Here is a 13592-nt window from a genome sequence, read left to right on the forward strand (position 1 = left end):
ATATACTTTTCATTGCTATTCCCTAATAAGGAACAGCGCCAATATTGTAGCATATAAGGACTGGTAATAAATTTTACACATAAGGAGATAAAACTATGACAAAAAACAAATTACTAAGAATGGACAATGTCGGCATCGCTGTAGAATCCCTTGATAACGCAATCTCTTTCTTCGAGGAGATTGGCTTGAACCTTGAAGGGAGAACCACTGTCGAAGGTGAATGGGCTGGACGTGTAACCGGACTGGGGTCTCAATGCGTGGAGATTGCTATGATGGTTACCCCAGATGGCCACAGCCGACTTGAACTTTCGCGATATCTCACCCCGCCTACTACATCAGATCACCGGACTGCTCCTGTAAACGCACTCGGTTATCTACGCGTCATGTTCATTGTTGAAGACATTGACGAAATGGTGGCCAGACTTACTAAGTATGGTGCCCATCTCGTAGGCGAAGTGGTTCAGTACGAGAACTCGTATCGGCTCTGCTACATTCTTGGAACCGAGGGACTTTTAATCGGTTTGGCGGAACAACTCGGTAATAAATAAGTGAGTGACGTTATAAATAGCCTTTACTGAAATGTTATATGCCAATCCACCTCGATTTGAAAAAAATCCTTATTCAATAAAAGGGCTCAGTTGTTGATTAAGGGATACGCCTCAATCGGGCCATTATGTTGAATAAAGGAAGGAAATTATTATAAGAAAATAGAACTTAATCAGAGGATATTATTTTTTCATTGGTTGAGAAGTATATTTAACAACTGAGTAACGGGGGAATGGTAATGAATTTTGGAAATGAGTATTTGAAAGTTGTCCGAGAAAGGTTTAAAAGTGTTAAAGACCTTGGGGATAAGACAATAAATCAATTATCAGAAGAAGATATTCGTTGGATCTTAAATGAAGAATCGAATAGTGTTGCAGTTATTGTTAAACATTTAAGTGGAAATATGGTATCTAGATGGTCTGATTTTTTAACTTCAGATGGAGAAAAATCTTATAGGAATCGCGATCAAGAATTTGAGAATAATATATCTTCAAAGCAAGAATTGATTGCAATTTGGGAAAAAGGTTGGAATATACTTTTTAACACATTAAGTGATTTAGGAGAACAGGATTTATTAAAGAATATTTATATTCGAAGTGAAAGCCATACGGTAGTTGATGCGATAGAAAGACAAATGGCTCATTACGCTTATCATGTAGGACAAATTGTTTATATTGGAAAGCAATTAAAAGATAAGGATTGGAAAAGCCTTAGTATCCCAAAAGGGAAATCAGAAGAATACTTAGAATATATGCAGAAAAAACATATGGAAAAATAAGCTTATTATTACATTGTATTATGCACTTAAAGGAGAACAAAAATGGAAATACGGTTAGTGATAGGGTCAGACTACTATGCAATATCCCCACTAATCAATGAGTAAGGGACGGAAGGCAACTGTCTGATATGTTACCAAAAATTATTCTTTGACCATTTTACAAATACAAGTTTCGTCGCTGAAAAAGAAGGAGAAATTGTTGGATTCCTCATAGGCTTCCTTTCTCAATCTTATTCTAATGAGGCATATATTCACTTTGTAGGAATTCATCCTGAATATAGTAAGCATAACATCGGAAAAAAAATTATACAACGAATTTTTTAATGAAGTTAAACAAAATGGTCGCAAATTTGTCCGCTGTGTAACGTCTCTTATAAACAAAGTTTCGATTGCCTACCATACCAAGATGGTGTTTGAAATTGAAAAGGGAGATAAAACGATTGATGGTGTTTCCGTCAATACTGACTATGATGGACCAAATCAAGATTTGTGAAAGAGTTAATTTAATTAATAAACATCTTCCATTAAAGGGCGCAATAATGGAACAAAGGTATGCTGGAATTGGGCGCATTTCCGAAGTAACTCCACGGCCTTATTCTCCTAAAACGCATTGGTAAGATTAGGCTTTTTTGTCCCTATATAACATTGGAATCAAACCATTCAATATAGGAAAAATTACTTTAAAAAACCGAGTAGGCGTAGCACCAATGACACGTATTAGTGCTACCGAAGAAGGTTTTGTAACAAATAAAATGGTTAATTATTATGGATCTTTTGCTGAAGGTGGATTTGTACTTATTATTACTGAAGATACTTATATTAATGATAAGTATAGTCAAACGTACTATGATCAACCGGGTATTGCTTTTGATGAGCAAGCACATGAGTGGAAAAAAGTTGTTGATGCAGTTCATTCAGCAGGATCAAAAATCTTTATGCAGTTACAACATACTGGTCCACTATCTCAGGGAAATCGTTTCGCTAATGAAACAGTTGCTCCTTCTTCTATTCAACCAAACCAACAGTAGGGTTGATCGTAATTCATTAACATTAAGAAGATTGAAACTATAGATTAGTTTTATACGTAATTTTTAACAATACCACATTAATAAGAAAGGAGCATTCTATTGGATTCGTCGAAATTCAGTATTAGTCGGTTGCTTTTCTACTTTGTACTCGTATCATTATTTCTCTTTGTATCAGGTAATGTCGGACGATTGTTGATAGAAACTCAGGGTATGGATCGACAAATAGGCATGCTTTTACAAGGAGTGATTTTTACTGGATTAACGCTTATTGTACTATATATACTTAAAAGAAAAAATCCAGACGTGTTTACAAATATTGGCTTGAAGGGTGTAAATTCACCATCTAAATTGATCGTCGGAATTTCGTTGCCTTTTATTTTACTTGTATCAGGAGTTTTAACAGCTTATTTATTTGGAGGCATTGAAAATGTCAGCTTGAACTTGACAATCAGTGTTATAGTTGCCATTTTAATCAATGCAGCGACAGCATTTATGTATGAGGCATTTCCAGAAGAAGTCTTTATCCGTGGACTAATATTTGAAGAGTTGCATAAGAAATTTCGCTTTAGCATCTCGTTGATTTTGCAACCGTTAATCTTTATCTGTGTGCCGATTACAGTGATGGCATTGACGTCAATATTCTTTAGTGAGCCATTTGCAATAACTATTGATTATTTTATATTACTCTTCACTTTTGGAATTGCTCTACAGCTATATAGAAAGTATACAGGAACAATATGGATGAGTATTATCTTCCATATTGTTTATCTTGAAGTGGCTAGATATATTTCGATGGGTGGCATGTATGACCCAAATGTCGCACTCTTAGAGTTTGATGAGACATTTGGAGGATTCATGACGCTATACTTGTCATTTCTGTTTATAGTGGTATTTAGTGTGGTGGTGTTGTCAGTTTTATTATTAATTGATAAAAAAAGAAGTTATAAAAACTAAACATCTATTTCCATTCATTAATTCACATTAAAAGTTTAAACATATTTAGTGTGTGAAAGATTGTATTTCAACTATCGGGCGTTTTCACGGAATAAAAAATGTGTCACTATTGTTTTTTAGGGCAAGATTGTTTCTTAATTAGAGACTTGAAATGAACGAAAAGGGTGTTTTTTATGCAGATAAATAGTTTAAGGCTAAATAGTATAAGCCGTAGTTTTGTCATTTGTTTCATAATGCTTTTGTCTTTATTAATCCTCGATGTAAATATTTTTCCTGAGAAGCGCCATTTAACGGGATAAGAATTCAAATGAGGTGAAATATCAATAACTAATTACGTCAAAACACCGTGGCATCTTTGGCCAATAGCATTATTCTTTATATTTATTTATGCTAATGGCGTTTATGATTACTTTATGATGTTAGGGCACAATGTTGATTATTATGAGTCAAAAGGTTTCAGCGAAGAAACACATAAGTATTTTACAAATTACCCCATAGGACTCTTAGTGTTGTGGACGATTAATATTATTTGTGGGATGTTGTCTTCTATCTTACTTCTATTTCGTACTCGATTAGTAGTCTGGATAGCTTTCATTTCTGCTGTCTCAATGTTCTTGTTAGCAGCGATAGGCTTTATCTTTATGAAGCGTTGGGAAGCTCTTGGAACTTTTGTGTCTTTGTTTGATATAGGTTTACTTATATTAACCTGGACTTTTTACTTTTATTGCAGGCATTTGAAAAAGAAAAGGATACTAAAATAAACATAAATCTGGAAAAGGACTAGAATTGAAGTGATTACTCAACTAATGGGATCACGTTATCAAAAGTGAAAAATTATACGTTTAGAAATAATTCAGACACATTTTAATAATTGAAAAAGGACACGACGCCGACCCATATATTAAAGCTCCCGAATTGGGAGCTTTAATTTTTTGGTATATTCAAAATCCTGAGGCGGTAAGCATTCATCGCTGTTTCCCCTAACTGGTCCAGTAAATTGTAATTAGCGTAGGCACCAACAATTGCTCCAAAACCTGGGACTAATTGAAATAATTTAACTAAATCAATATAATCACGATACTCTTGCTGAAAAGCCCGCCAATCCATATCTAATAAATGCTGCTTTTCCTGTTCCCAATTTTCGATAATGCGCAAGGTCTGTTTCCGTGTTTTTTCATTAGAGAAGGCTAATTGAAAGATATGTAAAATGAATAATCGTTCTTCATATTCCTTCGTATTAAAGCCATATATCGTAGCAGCTTCAAATAGAAACTTTAATTTAATTGAAAGTAACAATGGGAAATCAGCAAATCCCAGTAATATTCCACCTGCACCGGTCCCTGCGCCTTCCGCAGATGCAGTTTTTCTATAAGTAGATAACTTTTCTTTTACAAGTTGATCTTGCTGATACAAATTCAATTCCTGTACTTCTGGTTTTCGCGTAGTCATATGAGAACCAACCAAAGTTGCCTTCACCATATTTTTAATACTATCGGTTATGATACTGTGTATCTTCTCAGGAATCCAATTGTTTATTTTTGTTTGTGCTTTTTTAGAAAGCTGATTAAATAAGCTAGGTTTCGCATACATCTTTTTACGCCATTGTGCTAATTCTTGGGAAACGATGTCCTCATAAGCAACCAAAAAATGACCTCCTCACTTACAATTTTAAATAACGTTAGATCTATTAGTCATGCGGAAATTTTGACTTAATCTGGAGGTTTATCCCCCTGAATAAATCAAGGTAAATAATTCAAATAAATTGTATAAACACTTGACTGGAGGTAAGAAAGTTAGATCGGCTTTTCTTCACTAATCTTAGATTGCGAGCAAATTTATTTGACAAACCTACAACCAAAGCTCCCCAGAAATTAATTAGCATACTAATATATAGTAATACTACCAGCACCTGTTTTGAGTTTAATCAAGTTCTCTCCATTACCAATAACGGTATTACCGGTATATTGACCCAAAATATCAATTTTCCCTGAACCTGTTTGCACATCAAATTCTGCGTTGGCAGGGTTTTGTTCTGTTTCAAGGACGATTTTTCCATGTCCAGTTTCCAATTGAATCGATTGATCAATATGATCGTTTGCAAAAGTAATTTGTCCAGCTTTGGTTTTTCCGGTAATGTTTCCAACCACATCATCAAATGTCATTTGTCCGTTTTCGGATTCAATATGGACTTCCTTCGTCTTAATCGATTTCAGGTCAACCATCCATTGGTGTTTTACCTATTGCTAACGATTGTAGAGTATAATGCGTGAATAGAGTGAGTCTAACAAAGTATCTAAGGGAAATAAGTTTAAGGGGTTGCTCTCAATAAAGCAATCCCCTTAACACTACTTATTAAACAATTTGTAACTATTGAAAAGAGATAAAAATTGTTTAAAGTTAACGTTATTTAAGTCAGCTATTTTTGCATGCCTCAAGGCTTGTCTGAACTGATTTTTAGTAAAAAGAGCGTGATATTCTTTGTTTACCCATCTATAGACAAACGATTGATATTTTTTGTAGTCTTTCTTTAAAATCAATGGCTCGTGGCGTTCAAGGACGATTAATACAGAATCCACGCTTGGCCTCGGGTGGAAATAAGTTCGAGGCACTTTTGTGAGGATTTTGATATCCATTTCAACCATCAACAGCAAACCTAAAGCTCGTTTAGTATTTTGTAATCTTTTTGCAAAACCTTTCTCCACGATAAGGTAACTAAATTTCGACTGGCTTTCAGAAGCGATTTTTTTGACAATATCAGTACTGATGTTAAAGGGAATATTACCAAATATTTTATAGTCTTTGTTTTTGTGGAAGTTAAATTTCAGAATATCCGTATGGATAACTTTTATATTCTGAAAAGGCTTCACCGCTTTTTGGGTGACTTGACACAAGTCCTCATCAATTTCTATAGAATGCACCCACCGACTCATTTTGACAAGCTCTTTGGTAAAATGCCCTTTTCCTGATCCGATTTCTATTACGTTATCTTGTTTATTGATACTCGTATGATCCAATATTTCTTTTACATGCTTTTTAGAAGTAATAAAATTTTGAGTGTCCTTTGGGTTTTTATGGTTCATTATAACCTTCTCCTTGCTGGTTATAATGAACTGACATTAAAAGTTCATTATAACCAATTTATTTTTGATCTGGTTGATAATGAACTCTATTAACGACACATATAGCACAAATTCCCATACTTTTATCTCCTTTCCATTTTTTTAATATGAATGAGATAAAGTAAAATCGACTACTGCTATGCTAGAACACATATTTGAACCCTCCATGAGCTGCTTTTTATGAAACTGATTATACCATTATGAAACTGATTATACCATTTTCGTAAATCAAATGTTCAAATATAGGAAGTTCCTCGTTTGTGCCCTTTAAAACAGTAAACTCTGTTCCGCAAACGGGCGCTTTTCCGGAGTGAGGATCTGCGCCTATTCAGTATTAGAGCGATTTAATTGAATAAGTAATTGTGCAAAGTAGGTTAATTTGAAATAATTGGTATTAAGTTAAAGGACAGTTTAATGGAGTGATAGAAAATTTTTTTCAAAAGGGGTATTTTATGAGCGGGCATAGGTTTTTTCCAGAGTTAAAAACTAGCAGATTAAAATTAAGAAATGTAAACAGTGACGATACGGATTTTATTTATAAATTATTTAGTAACGAAAAAGTGTGTGAATTTCTTTACGATGAAGAAATATTTACGAAAAAAGAGGAAGCAATTGAATTTATCGAGTGGAACTCAAACCCAGAAAAAAAGGAACATAACAGATGGATTTTAGTAAAGAAAGACAATAATGAACAGATTGGCACCTGTGGTTATGACTTATGGGATAGAACCAATAATATAGCAGAGATAGGGTATGATTTATGGTATGAATTTTGGGGGCGGGGATATATGAAAGAGGCATTAATAGCTGCAATTGAAAACGGCTTTAGTAAAATGAATCTCAATCGGATAAATGCTTATGTTGCTTTACATAACAAAAATTCTTTGAAATTATTAGAAGGTCTGGGATTTAAAAATGAAGGCATTTACAGAGAAGCATTTGTTTAAAGGGAGTTACTATGATCATTATTCCTTTTCTTTACTAAAAAGAGATTGGAAATAACGACTGGTCTCTATTCCAAAAATGGGCCAAATTATGGAATAACTTTTGTGTAACATGAAACATTTTGTCTTTGAGATTCGTAAGTCAATTGATGGTATTGAAGAACCATTCTGAAGATATAGGAGGAGAATCAATGAACTTAGACGGTTATTGGGAAGGAAAAATCGAGGTTCCAAACCAGCAACTCCCTATTATTGTGGAATTTGAAGAAGAGGATGGTAAGTTGAGTATTCCTGTTCAGGGATTGAATGATTGCCCGTTAAGCCATGTGAAAGTTGACGATTCTAACGTATTTTTTGAAATGGAGATTCAAGGAGATATTCTCACTTTTGATGGTCAATTTGAAGAGGAAAAAATAAAAGGAATCTTTACTCAGCAAGGACGATCATTTTCGTTTGAGTTGGTGAAAGGGAACTTAGACAATGTATCCGAACTTGTGGATAAAGATCTGACGGAAATAGAAGTTTCAGATGGTGTGATGAAAGGAAAAGTTGAGACTCCTGAAGGACAAGGACCTTTTCCGGTAGCGATAATCATTGCTGGTTCTGGTCCAACGGATAAAGACGGTAACTCTAAAGCATTGCCGGGGGAAAATAATAGTTTGAAAATGATCGCTGAAGATTTGGCCTCAGAAGGGATTGCAAGCATTCGTTATGACAAACGGGGAGTTGGAGATAACATGATTCTGGGAGGAAATGAAAAGGATCTACGCTTTGATGATTATATAGACGATGTTGTAGCATGGATGACATATGCTGAAAACAACGATTTGTTTTCTAGTGTGAGCGTGATTGGTCACAGTGAAGGATCATTAATTGGTATGGTGGCGTCTTATCAAGAGGATGCAGATGCATTTGTGTCGTTGGCGGGAGCAGGAAGGCAAGCTGATGATATTCTAAATGAGCAATTAGAGACACAGCTTTCCGGTGACCTGTTGAAGGAAGCCAAGGAGGTTTTGGATAACCTTAAACGTGGCGAAACCGTTAAAAATATCAGCTCGGAATTACAAAGCATCTTTCGTCCTTCCGTTCAGCCATATATGATGTCCTGGATGGGATATAATCCAAGGCAGGAGCTGGCCAAAGTAGATTCCCCAATACTGATTGTCAATGGAACAAGAGATTTGCAGGTTCCGGTCTCTGATGCTGAGATTCTTTACAATGCTAAACCGAATTCCGAGTTTCTTATTATAGAGGATATGAACCACGTATTGAAAGAAGCACCTGCCGATCAGAAGGGAAATTTAGCTACTTATTTTAATCCGGATATTCCTTTAGCAAAAGGTTTGATGAATTCAATTATTGATTTCCTGAAAGAGAACAGTAATCGTTAATTGTTCAATCAACGGGCGAGAATGGAATAAAAGTAGTTAAATGTGTAACTAAATCAATTAATGATGCAAATAGTACTAAAATTGATAATTAGGATAATTTTATTATAAAAGACTACTAATAGGAAGGTGACCTAATGGCAAATAATTATAAGGGAAATGGTGGATTACTATGGAGAATTGTTCATAATCAGACAACCCTGTATGTTCAAGGCATCATTCATTTAGGTCATGAAGATTTCTATCCGCTTGCAACTGAAATTGAAAAGGCTTACGAAAGTGCCGATGTAATTCTCCCAGAGATTAATGTGATAAAACCTGATGTAAATGAAGAAGAAATTAATAAATTGGCTTTATTTCATGAGGGGACGACATTGGATGAAGTTGTATCAGTGGAGTATATACAAAAACTTTCAGACATATTTGATGCGCAAGGACTGTCTCTAAAGAAATTTAATAAATATCAACCATGGTATATAGAAAGTTTATTAGGAGCATTCGTAAGAGAAAAAAGCGAGGTAGCACCAGAGTATGGGGTCGATTTATATTTCCTAAAACGAGCTTCAAACGATGGAAAAGAAATTATTGAATTAGAAACGGTTGAAGATCAATATAACGTTTTTAGTGGCTATAGTATAGATACACAAGTCCAAATGCTAGAACATACGATACAAACATATGAACAGCAAGCTGATTGGATAAACCAATTGGGATATAACTGGATACACAGCAACAGCAATAGCGGTAGAGAAGCACTAATTAAAATTGTATCTAATGACCTTGAGCGTGCTGATGGTGAATACCAAAAAGAGATGAATGACACTCGCAATATGAATATGGTTAACAAACTTGATAAACTATTACAAAGTAATAGTGGAAAAACCTACTTCGTTATAGTCGGTTGTGGACATACGGTGATTAAGCCAAGTCTCCCAAGCGAACTTGAAGAAAAAGGATACAATGTTGAACGTGTTTATTAATACGAAACAAAACAATACTTTAGCACAGTATTGTTAAGGGAAGAGTTACATTTAAGTTTGGGATCTTCAATATCGAACTTCAGCAAAAGGGCGCGATTATCTAATAAAAATCGCGGAAAGTACAAGTAGTAGTGAAATAATAGAGATCAGTCCATAAATTTCCTTATTCTTTTTTTAGCATTAGCGATCGTAACGCCAATTTTAGAAGAAATTATTTTTAGAAGAGGTATATTCCAAACACTTGAAAATATATTTAACACTCCTATAGCACTCATTGGAAGTTCTGCAATTTTTATGCTTGCACATTCTTTTACCCGATTAATTTTGCCAGGGATATTTGTAATGGGATTAATTTTAGGTTATTTATATAAAAAGCACAGAAGCATTTACGCCCCAATAATTTTACATATGTTTATTAATGGTGTAAATGTAATCACAGTAAATTTCTTGTAACAAAATAGCTTGGAGTTGAAGATATATTTAGTAGAAAATGCTTTTGCATGATAATAAGGAAGTATGAATTGGTCTTGACTTTCTGTAAAGGTGCTTATCAGTAAAAAAGACTTGCACCTAATCTTTGAGAAAAGGGCCATTTAATGAAATAACAATTGCTACTAAGAACTGATTTAGGGGTGGGATAATGGAGAGAATCATTGGTACATATGACGTAGATAATCAAACTATCGAATATTCAATCATAGGAAAAGAAGGTGTACCAGTTCTAGTCATGCATGGTGGTCATTCCAGTTGTTATGAGAAATTTGGGTATGGTTCACTCGTTGAGAACGGATTTAAAATTATTACACCGTCAAGGGCGGGGTATGGGAAAACTTCAAAGGAAATTGGAGAAAGTTTATCTAAGGCTTGCGATTACTATTTAGGTCTTTTGAATCATTTGGGCGTTGAAAAAATACATCTTATTGCTGTTTCAGCTGGTGGACCAAGTGGTCTTTATTTTGCTTCTCATTACCCAGAAAGAGTCAAAACATTAACGTTACAAAGTGCTGTTACAAAAGAGTGGCACACACCTAAAGACAAAATATATAAAATAGCACAGATTCTGTTTCGTCCTTCCATGGAAAGAATGACTTGGAAACTCACTTCAAGCATGAGCAATCGTTTCCCTAATTTTATGTTTAAACAAATGACACCTTCGTTTAGTAAGCTTCCGTATAAAAAAATAAAAGAAAAGATGGCAGACGAAGATGTTGATGAAATCAGACGTATGAACAATCGCCAACAATCAGGGTACGGCTTTTTAATTGATTTATCGCAAACAAAGGAGATCACTATAAAGGATTTGAAAGCTATATCTTGCCCCACTCTCATCCAACACAGCAAACATGATGGGTCAGTTCCATTAGAACATGCTTATTATGCACATCAGCAAATTCCAGATTCGAGATTATGCTTACTTGATACATGGGGGCATCTTATATGGCTTGGTCAAGGGTCAAAAGAGGTAAATAAAAAACTTATAGAATTCCTGTTATAGTATTCAAAACCAATCAAAACCAATCAAAACGACTTAACAGGTTCTTCTGCAATCGGGCGCCATTCCAGAATAAGGCTTGGCGCTCGTTCCATACATAAGGGTCAGATTGCGAAACATTTATAGTGGCAAATCCGTAATTAAACGAGGGGGGATAATGTGGACTTTTATTTTACATTTTTATATTCGGTTTAATCGTGTTTTTAAATCTGGGCCTTTATTTGCCGTCTTTAATGGCGGTTAATGAGGAGGACATAGGCAGAAACGGTAGTCATTTAAAGAAATATAAATGGTTTCAAAAGTGTTAAACGATAAAGAGTATAAACAACTGATTGTTCACGACAAAGATGTACGTGAGGTCATTGGAAAGTTTGATAGTAAGAAAATTGATAAGAAGCTTTTCCAGAATAGGTACCGAAAAAAGCTACAAAATATATTATAAAAAAGTCAAATAGTCTTGCCAACGGATGCGATTACGAAACAACAACAATCGTCATTTACGCTAATGAAGCAGGGTAATAGTTTGGAAGGGGGTATTTAAGGTGGTAGCTCTTATTATCATTTTATTTGCTATTCTAGTTTTAGATCAATTTATTAATCGAAAGCTAATAAAAAAATTGAATATAAAGAGGTCTGACTTAGGTGAAAAATACGTAAATAAACTACATAAATATGGTGAAGGAATACTCTATTGGGCTAGTTTTATTGTGATGATTATAGCAATAAATGAACTTCCATATCTCAGAATACTTATCTTTGTTGGTATGACTGCTTTATTCGCATTTCGTACCATAATGAAATGGATTTATGTAAGAGAAAGGAAAACATACCTTTTAAGTGCTATAACTTGTGTCTTATTTATTTTAGGATCGGTTACTTATGGGGTGACAGATTACTTTAATTTCATTTAATACTAACAGGTGCAGTTGTGTAGGAAGCATCGTGCGTGAATCGTGTCATTTAGACGAATAAGTAGTTACTTATGTATCAATTATCGAAGGATGGTGGGAAAACTTTGAAGAGAGTTGATGTTGCCTATGTACTGCTATATGATAGCGATGAAGAAAATATATTGATGGTGAAAAATAAAGGAAGTCAATCCTCTTACTATACACTCCCTGGTGGTGAAGTGGAAAATGGAGAAACTTTAGAAGACGCAGCTATTCGCGAAGTTAAAGAAGAAACAGGCTTAAACGTTGAACTAGATGGTGTTTTTGCAGTGAGTGAAGCTTTTTTTTGAAGAGCGAGAGCATCACGCAATATTCTTTACTTTTAAAGGTAGAATTATTGATGGTGAAATTAATATATTATTTCCAGAAGAGATTGAAGAGGTAACTTGGATGGAGGCAAAAATAGCAAAAAAGTATGCATATATACCGATTGTAGAAAAAAATCTTATAAATGGCGAGTCCATTATTCCATATATTCTTCGTGGGAAGGTAGTTCATAACGCTTAAAACTTCTTCAACAAAAGGGCGCTTTCACGGAATATAAAATGTGTTACTATTGTTTTTTAGGGCCAGATTGCTTCTTAATTAGAAACTTGAAATGAACGAAAAGGGTGTTTTATTTTGATAGATAATTTAAGGCTAAATAGTATAAGCCGTAGTTTTGTCATTTGTTTAATAATCCTTTTGTCTTTATTAATCCTTGATTTAAATGTTTTTCCTGAGAAGTCAGTATTATCAGAGGTGGTAATTGCAGGATTGGCTTGTATATTAATAATTTTGTTGATAGTTCCTAGTTGGATACAAGTATTTAAGTCCATTAAGTAGAATTACAAAAACAATTAAACAATTGGGCGTATTTCTATAATATTTAACGCAAGATAATTTATGAGGGTGGGGGAGTTAAATGAAGTTCTTTAAACCTATGACTAAAACAGAATCGTATAACTGGAATAAAGGAGCCATACTTGGTTTTTATATCTATATGCTACTTTTATTCATAGACCAAACTTATAGTATATTATTTGCAAGTAATCTCCTTTCTTCTTCTGTAATTTTTTGGGCTGGATTGATAGTGGTTTTTGGACAAGAAATTATTTTAAATTTCAGAGATAAAAGAAAATCAGGTAGAACTATAGTGTGAAAATGTTTTTTGCTGTTCCATTATAGGGTGCGATTATCGAGTAATGATTGACAGCAGAGTCATATATAAGGACCATTTAGTTCATTATACATAACCATAAGGATGTGATATTTGTGGTTGCAATGAAAGAATTTTTATCGAGTTTATTGCTTATAATTAGTTGGTTTATATTTGCAGTGAGCGCCTATTTACTTTATTGCACAATTATAATGCCAATGCTTGCTATCATACCTTTACTAATCTCTTTTGTTATTGGTTTTCTATGTTTTTAT

The 13592-nt window shown here is 34.2% G+C and carries 16 protein-coding genes and 2 pseudogenes; 14 read left to right on the forward strand and 4 right to left on the reverse strand.

All coding sequences use genetic code 11. The features are described from left to right. Positions 1-95: 95 nt before the first annotated feature. The 5 genes and pseudogenes from OB_RS04930 (at position 96) to OB_RS04945 (ending at position 3306) form a co-directional block, all read left to right on the forward strand. Positions 96-548 carry a VOC family protein gene (locus OB_RS04930; RefSeq protein ID WP_011065316.1) on the forward strand — a complete coding sequence of 151 codons (453 nt, stop codon included), beginning with the start codon at positions 96-98 and terminating at the stop codon, positions 546-548. A gap of 236 nt (positions 549-784) precedes the next feature. Continuing rightward, positions 785-1324, forward strand: coding sequence for a DUF1572 domain-containing protein (locus OB_RS04935; protein ID WP_011065317.1), 540 nt, complete (start codon positions 785-787; stop codon positions 1322-1324). Between the two features lie 42 nt (positions 1325-1366). Further along, positions 1367-1817 (forward strand): annotated as a pseudogene (locus OB_RS18065) (N-acetyltransferase family protein). Between the two features lie 136 nt (positions 1818-1953). Then, positions 1954-2352, forward strand: coding sequence for an enoyl reductase (locus tag OB_RS04940; protein ID WP_011065318.1), 399 nt, complete (start codon positions 1954-1956; stop codon positions 2350-2352). A gap of 99 nt (positions 2353-2451) precedes the next feature. Beyond that, positions 2452-3306 carry a CPBP family intramembrane glutamic endopeptidase gene (locus tag OB_RS04945; protein WP_011065319.1) on the forward strand — a complete coding sequence of 285 codons (855 nt, stop codon included), beginning with the start codon at positions 2452-2454 and terminating at the stop codon, positions 3304-3306. A gap of 924 nt (positions 3307-4230) precedes the next feature. On the opposite strand, the gene OB_RS04950 is transcribed toward OB_RS04945, so the two are convergent. The 4 genes from OB_RS04950 to OB_RS18865 form a co-directional block, all read right to left on the reverse strand. After that, positions 4231-4950: an EcsC family protein gene (locus OB_RS04950; RefSeq protein WP_011065321.1), complete on the reverse strand. Its 720-nt coding sequence runs from the start codon at positions 4948-4950 to the stop codon at positions 4231-4233. A gap of 239 nt (positions 4951-5189) precedes the next feature. After that, complete coding sequence (locus tag OB_RS04955) at positions 5190-5528, reverse strand: DUF4097 family beta strand repeat-containing protein (RefSeq protein ID WP_041544098.1); 339 nt, start codon at positions 5526-5528, stop codon at positions 5190-5192. A gap of 123 nt (positions 5529-5651) precedes the next feature. Continuing rightward, on the reverse strand, positions 5652-6386 hold the full coding sequence (gene erm(A), locus OB_RS04960; protein WP_011065323.1) for a 23S rRNA (adenine(2058)-N(6))-methyltransferase Erm(A): 735 nt from the start codon (positions 6384-6386) through the stop codon (positions 5652-5654). Positions 6387-6444: 58 nt separating this feature from the next. Next, the gene (locus OB_RS18865; RefSeq protein WP_193778340.1) at positions 6445-6504 is read right to left on the reverse strand and encodes an erythromycin resistance leader peptide; all 60 of its coding nucleotides are present in this window, start codon (positions 6502-6504) and stop codon (positions 6445-6447) included. A 340-nt stretch (positions 6505-6844) separates the two neighbouring features. Here OB_RS18865 and OB_RS04965 point away from each other — a divergent pair, with 340 nt between their 5' ends. The 9 genes and pseudogenes from OB_RS04965 to OB_RS04995 all read left to right on the forward strand — a co-directional run bounded on the left by OB_RS04965 (position 6845) and on the right by OB_RS04995 (position 13320). After that, entirely contained in the window at positions 6845-7372 is a 528-nt protein-coding gene (locus tag OB_RS04965; protein ID WP_231846992.1) for a GNAT family N-acetyltransferase, read from the forward strand. Between the two features lie 188 nt (positions 7373-7560). Further along, positions 7561-8760: an alpha/beta hydrolase gene (locus OB_RS04970; protein ID WP_011065325.1), complete on the forward strand. Its 1200-nt coding sequence runs from the start codon at positions 7561-7563 to the stop codon at positions 8758-8760. 134 nt (positions 8761-8894) lie between these two features. After that, positions 8895-9737 (forward strand): TraB/GumN family protein, encoded by an 843-nt coding sequence (locus OB_RS04975; RefSeq protein WP_011065326.1) that lies wholly within the window; start codon positions 8895-8897, stop codon positions 9735-9737. Positions 9738-9902: 165 nt separating this feature from the next. Beyond that, positions 9903-10190: a CPBP family intramembrane glutamic endopeptidase gene (locus OB_RS18870; RefSeq protein ID WP_379604990.1), complete on the forward strand. Its 288-nt coding sequence runs from the start codon at positions 9903-9905 to the stop codon at positions 10188-10190. 187 nt (positions 10191-10377) lie between these two features. Continuing rightward, positions 10378-11232: an alpha/beta fold hydrolase gene (locus tag OB_RS04980; RefSeq protein ID WP_011065327.1), complete on the forward strand. Its 855-nt coding sequence runs from the start codon at positions 10378-10380 to the stop codon at positions 11230-11232. A 286-nt stretch (positions 11233-11518) separates the two neighbouring features. Then, the gene (locus tag OB_RS18375) at positions 11519-11671 is read left to right on the forward strand and encodes a hypothetical protein (protein WP_160162346.1); all 153 of its coding nucleotides are present in this window, start codon (positions 11519-11521) and stop codon (positions 11669-11671) included. 100 nt (positions 11672-11771) lie between these two features. Further along, complete coding sequence (locus tag OB_RS04985) at positions 11772-12140, forward strand: DUF4181 domain-containing protein (RefSeq protein ID WP_011065328.1); 369 nt, start codon at positions 11772-11774, stop codon at positions 12138-12140. Between the two features lie 104 nt (positions 12141-12244). Next, positions 12245-12686: pseudogene (locus OB_RS04990) on the forward strand (NUDIX hydrolase). Positions 12687-13101: 415 nt separating this feature from the next. After that, positions 13102-13320 (forward strand): hypothetical protein, encoded by a 219-nt coding sequence (locus OB_RS04995; RefSeq protein WP_231846993.1) that lies wholly within the window; start codon positions 13102-13104, stop codon positions 13318-13320. Positions 13321-13592 lie beyond the last annotated feature (272 nt).

This window comes from Oceanobacillus iheyensis HTE831 (assembly GCF_000011245.1).
Taxonomy (GTDB): Bacteria; Bacillota; Bacilli; order Bacillales; family Amphibacillaceae; genus Oceanobacillus; species Oceanobacillus iheyensis.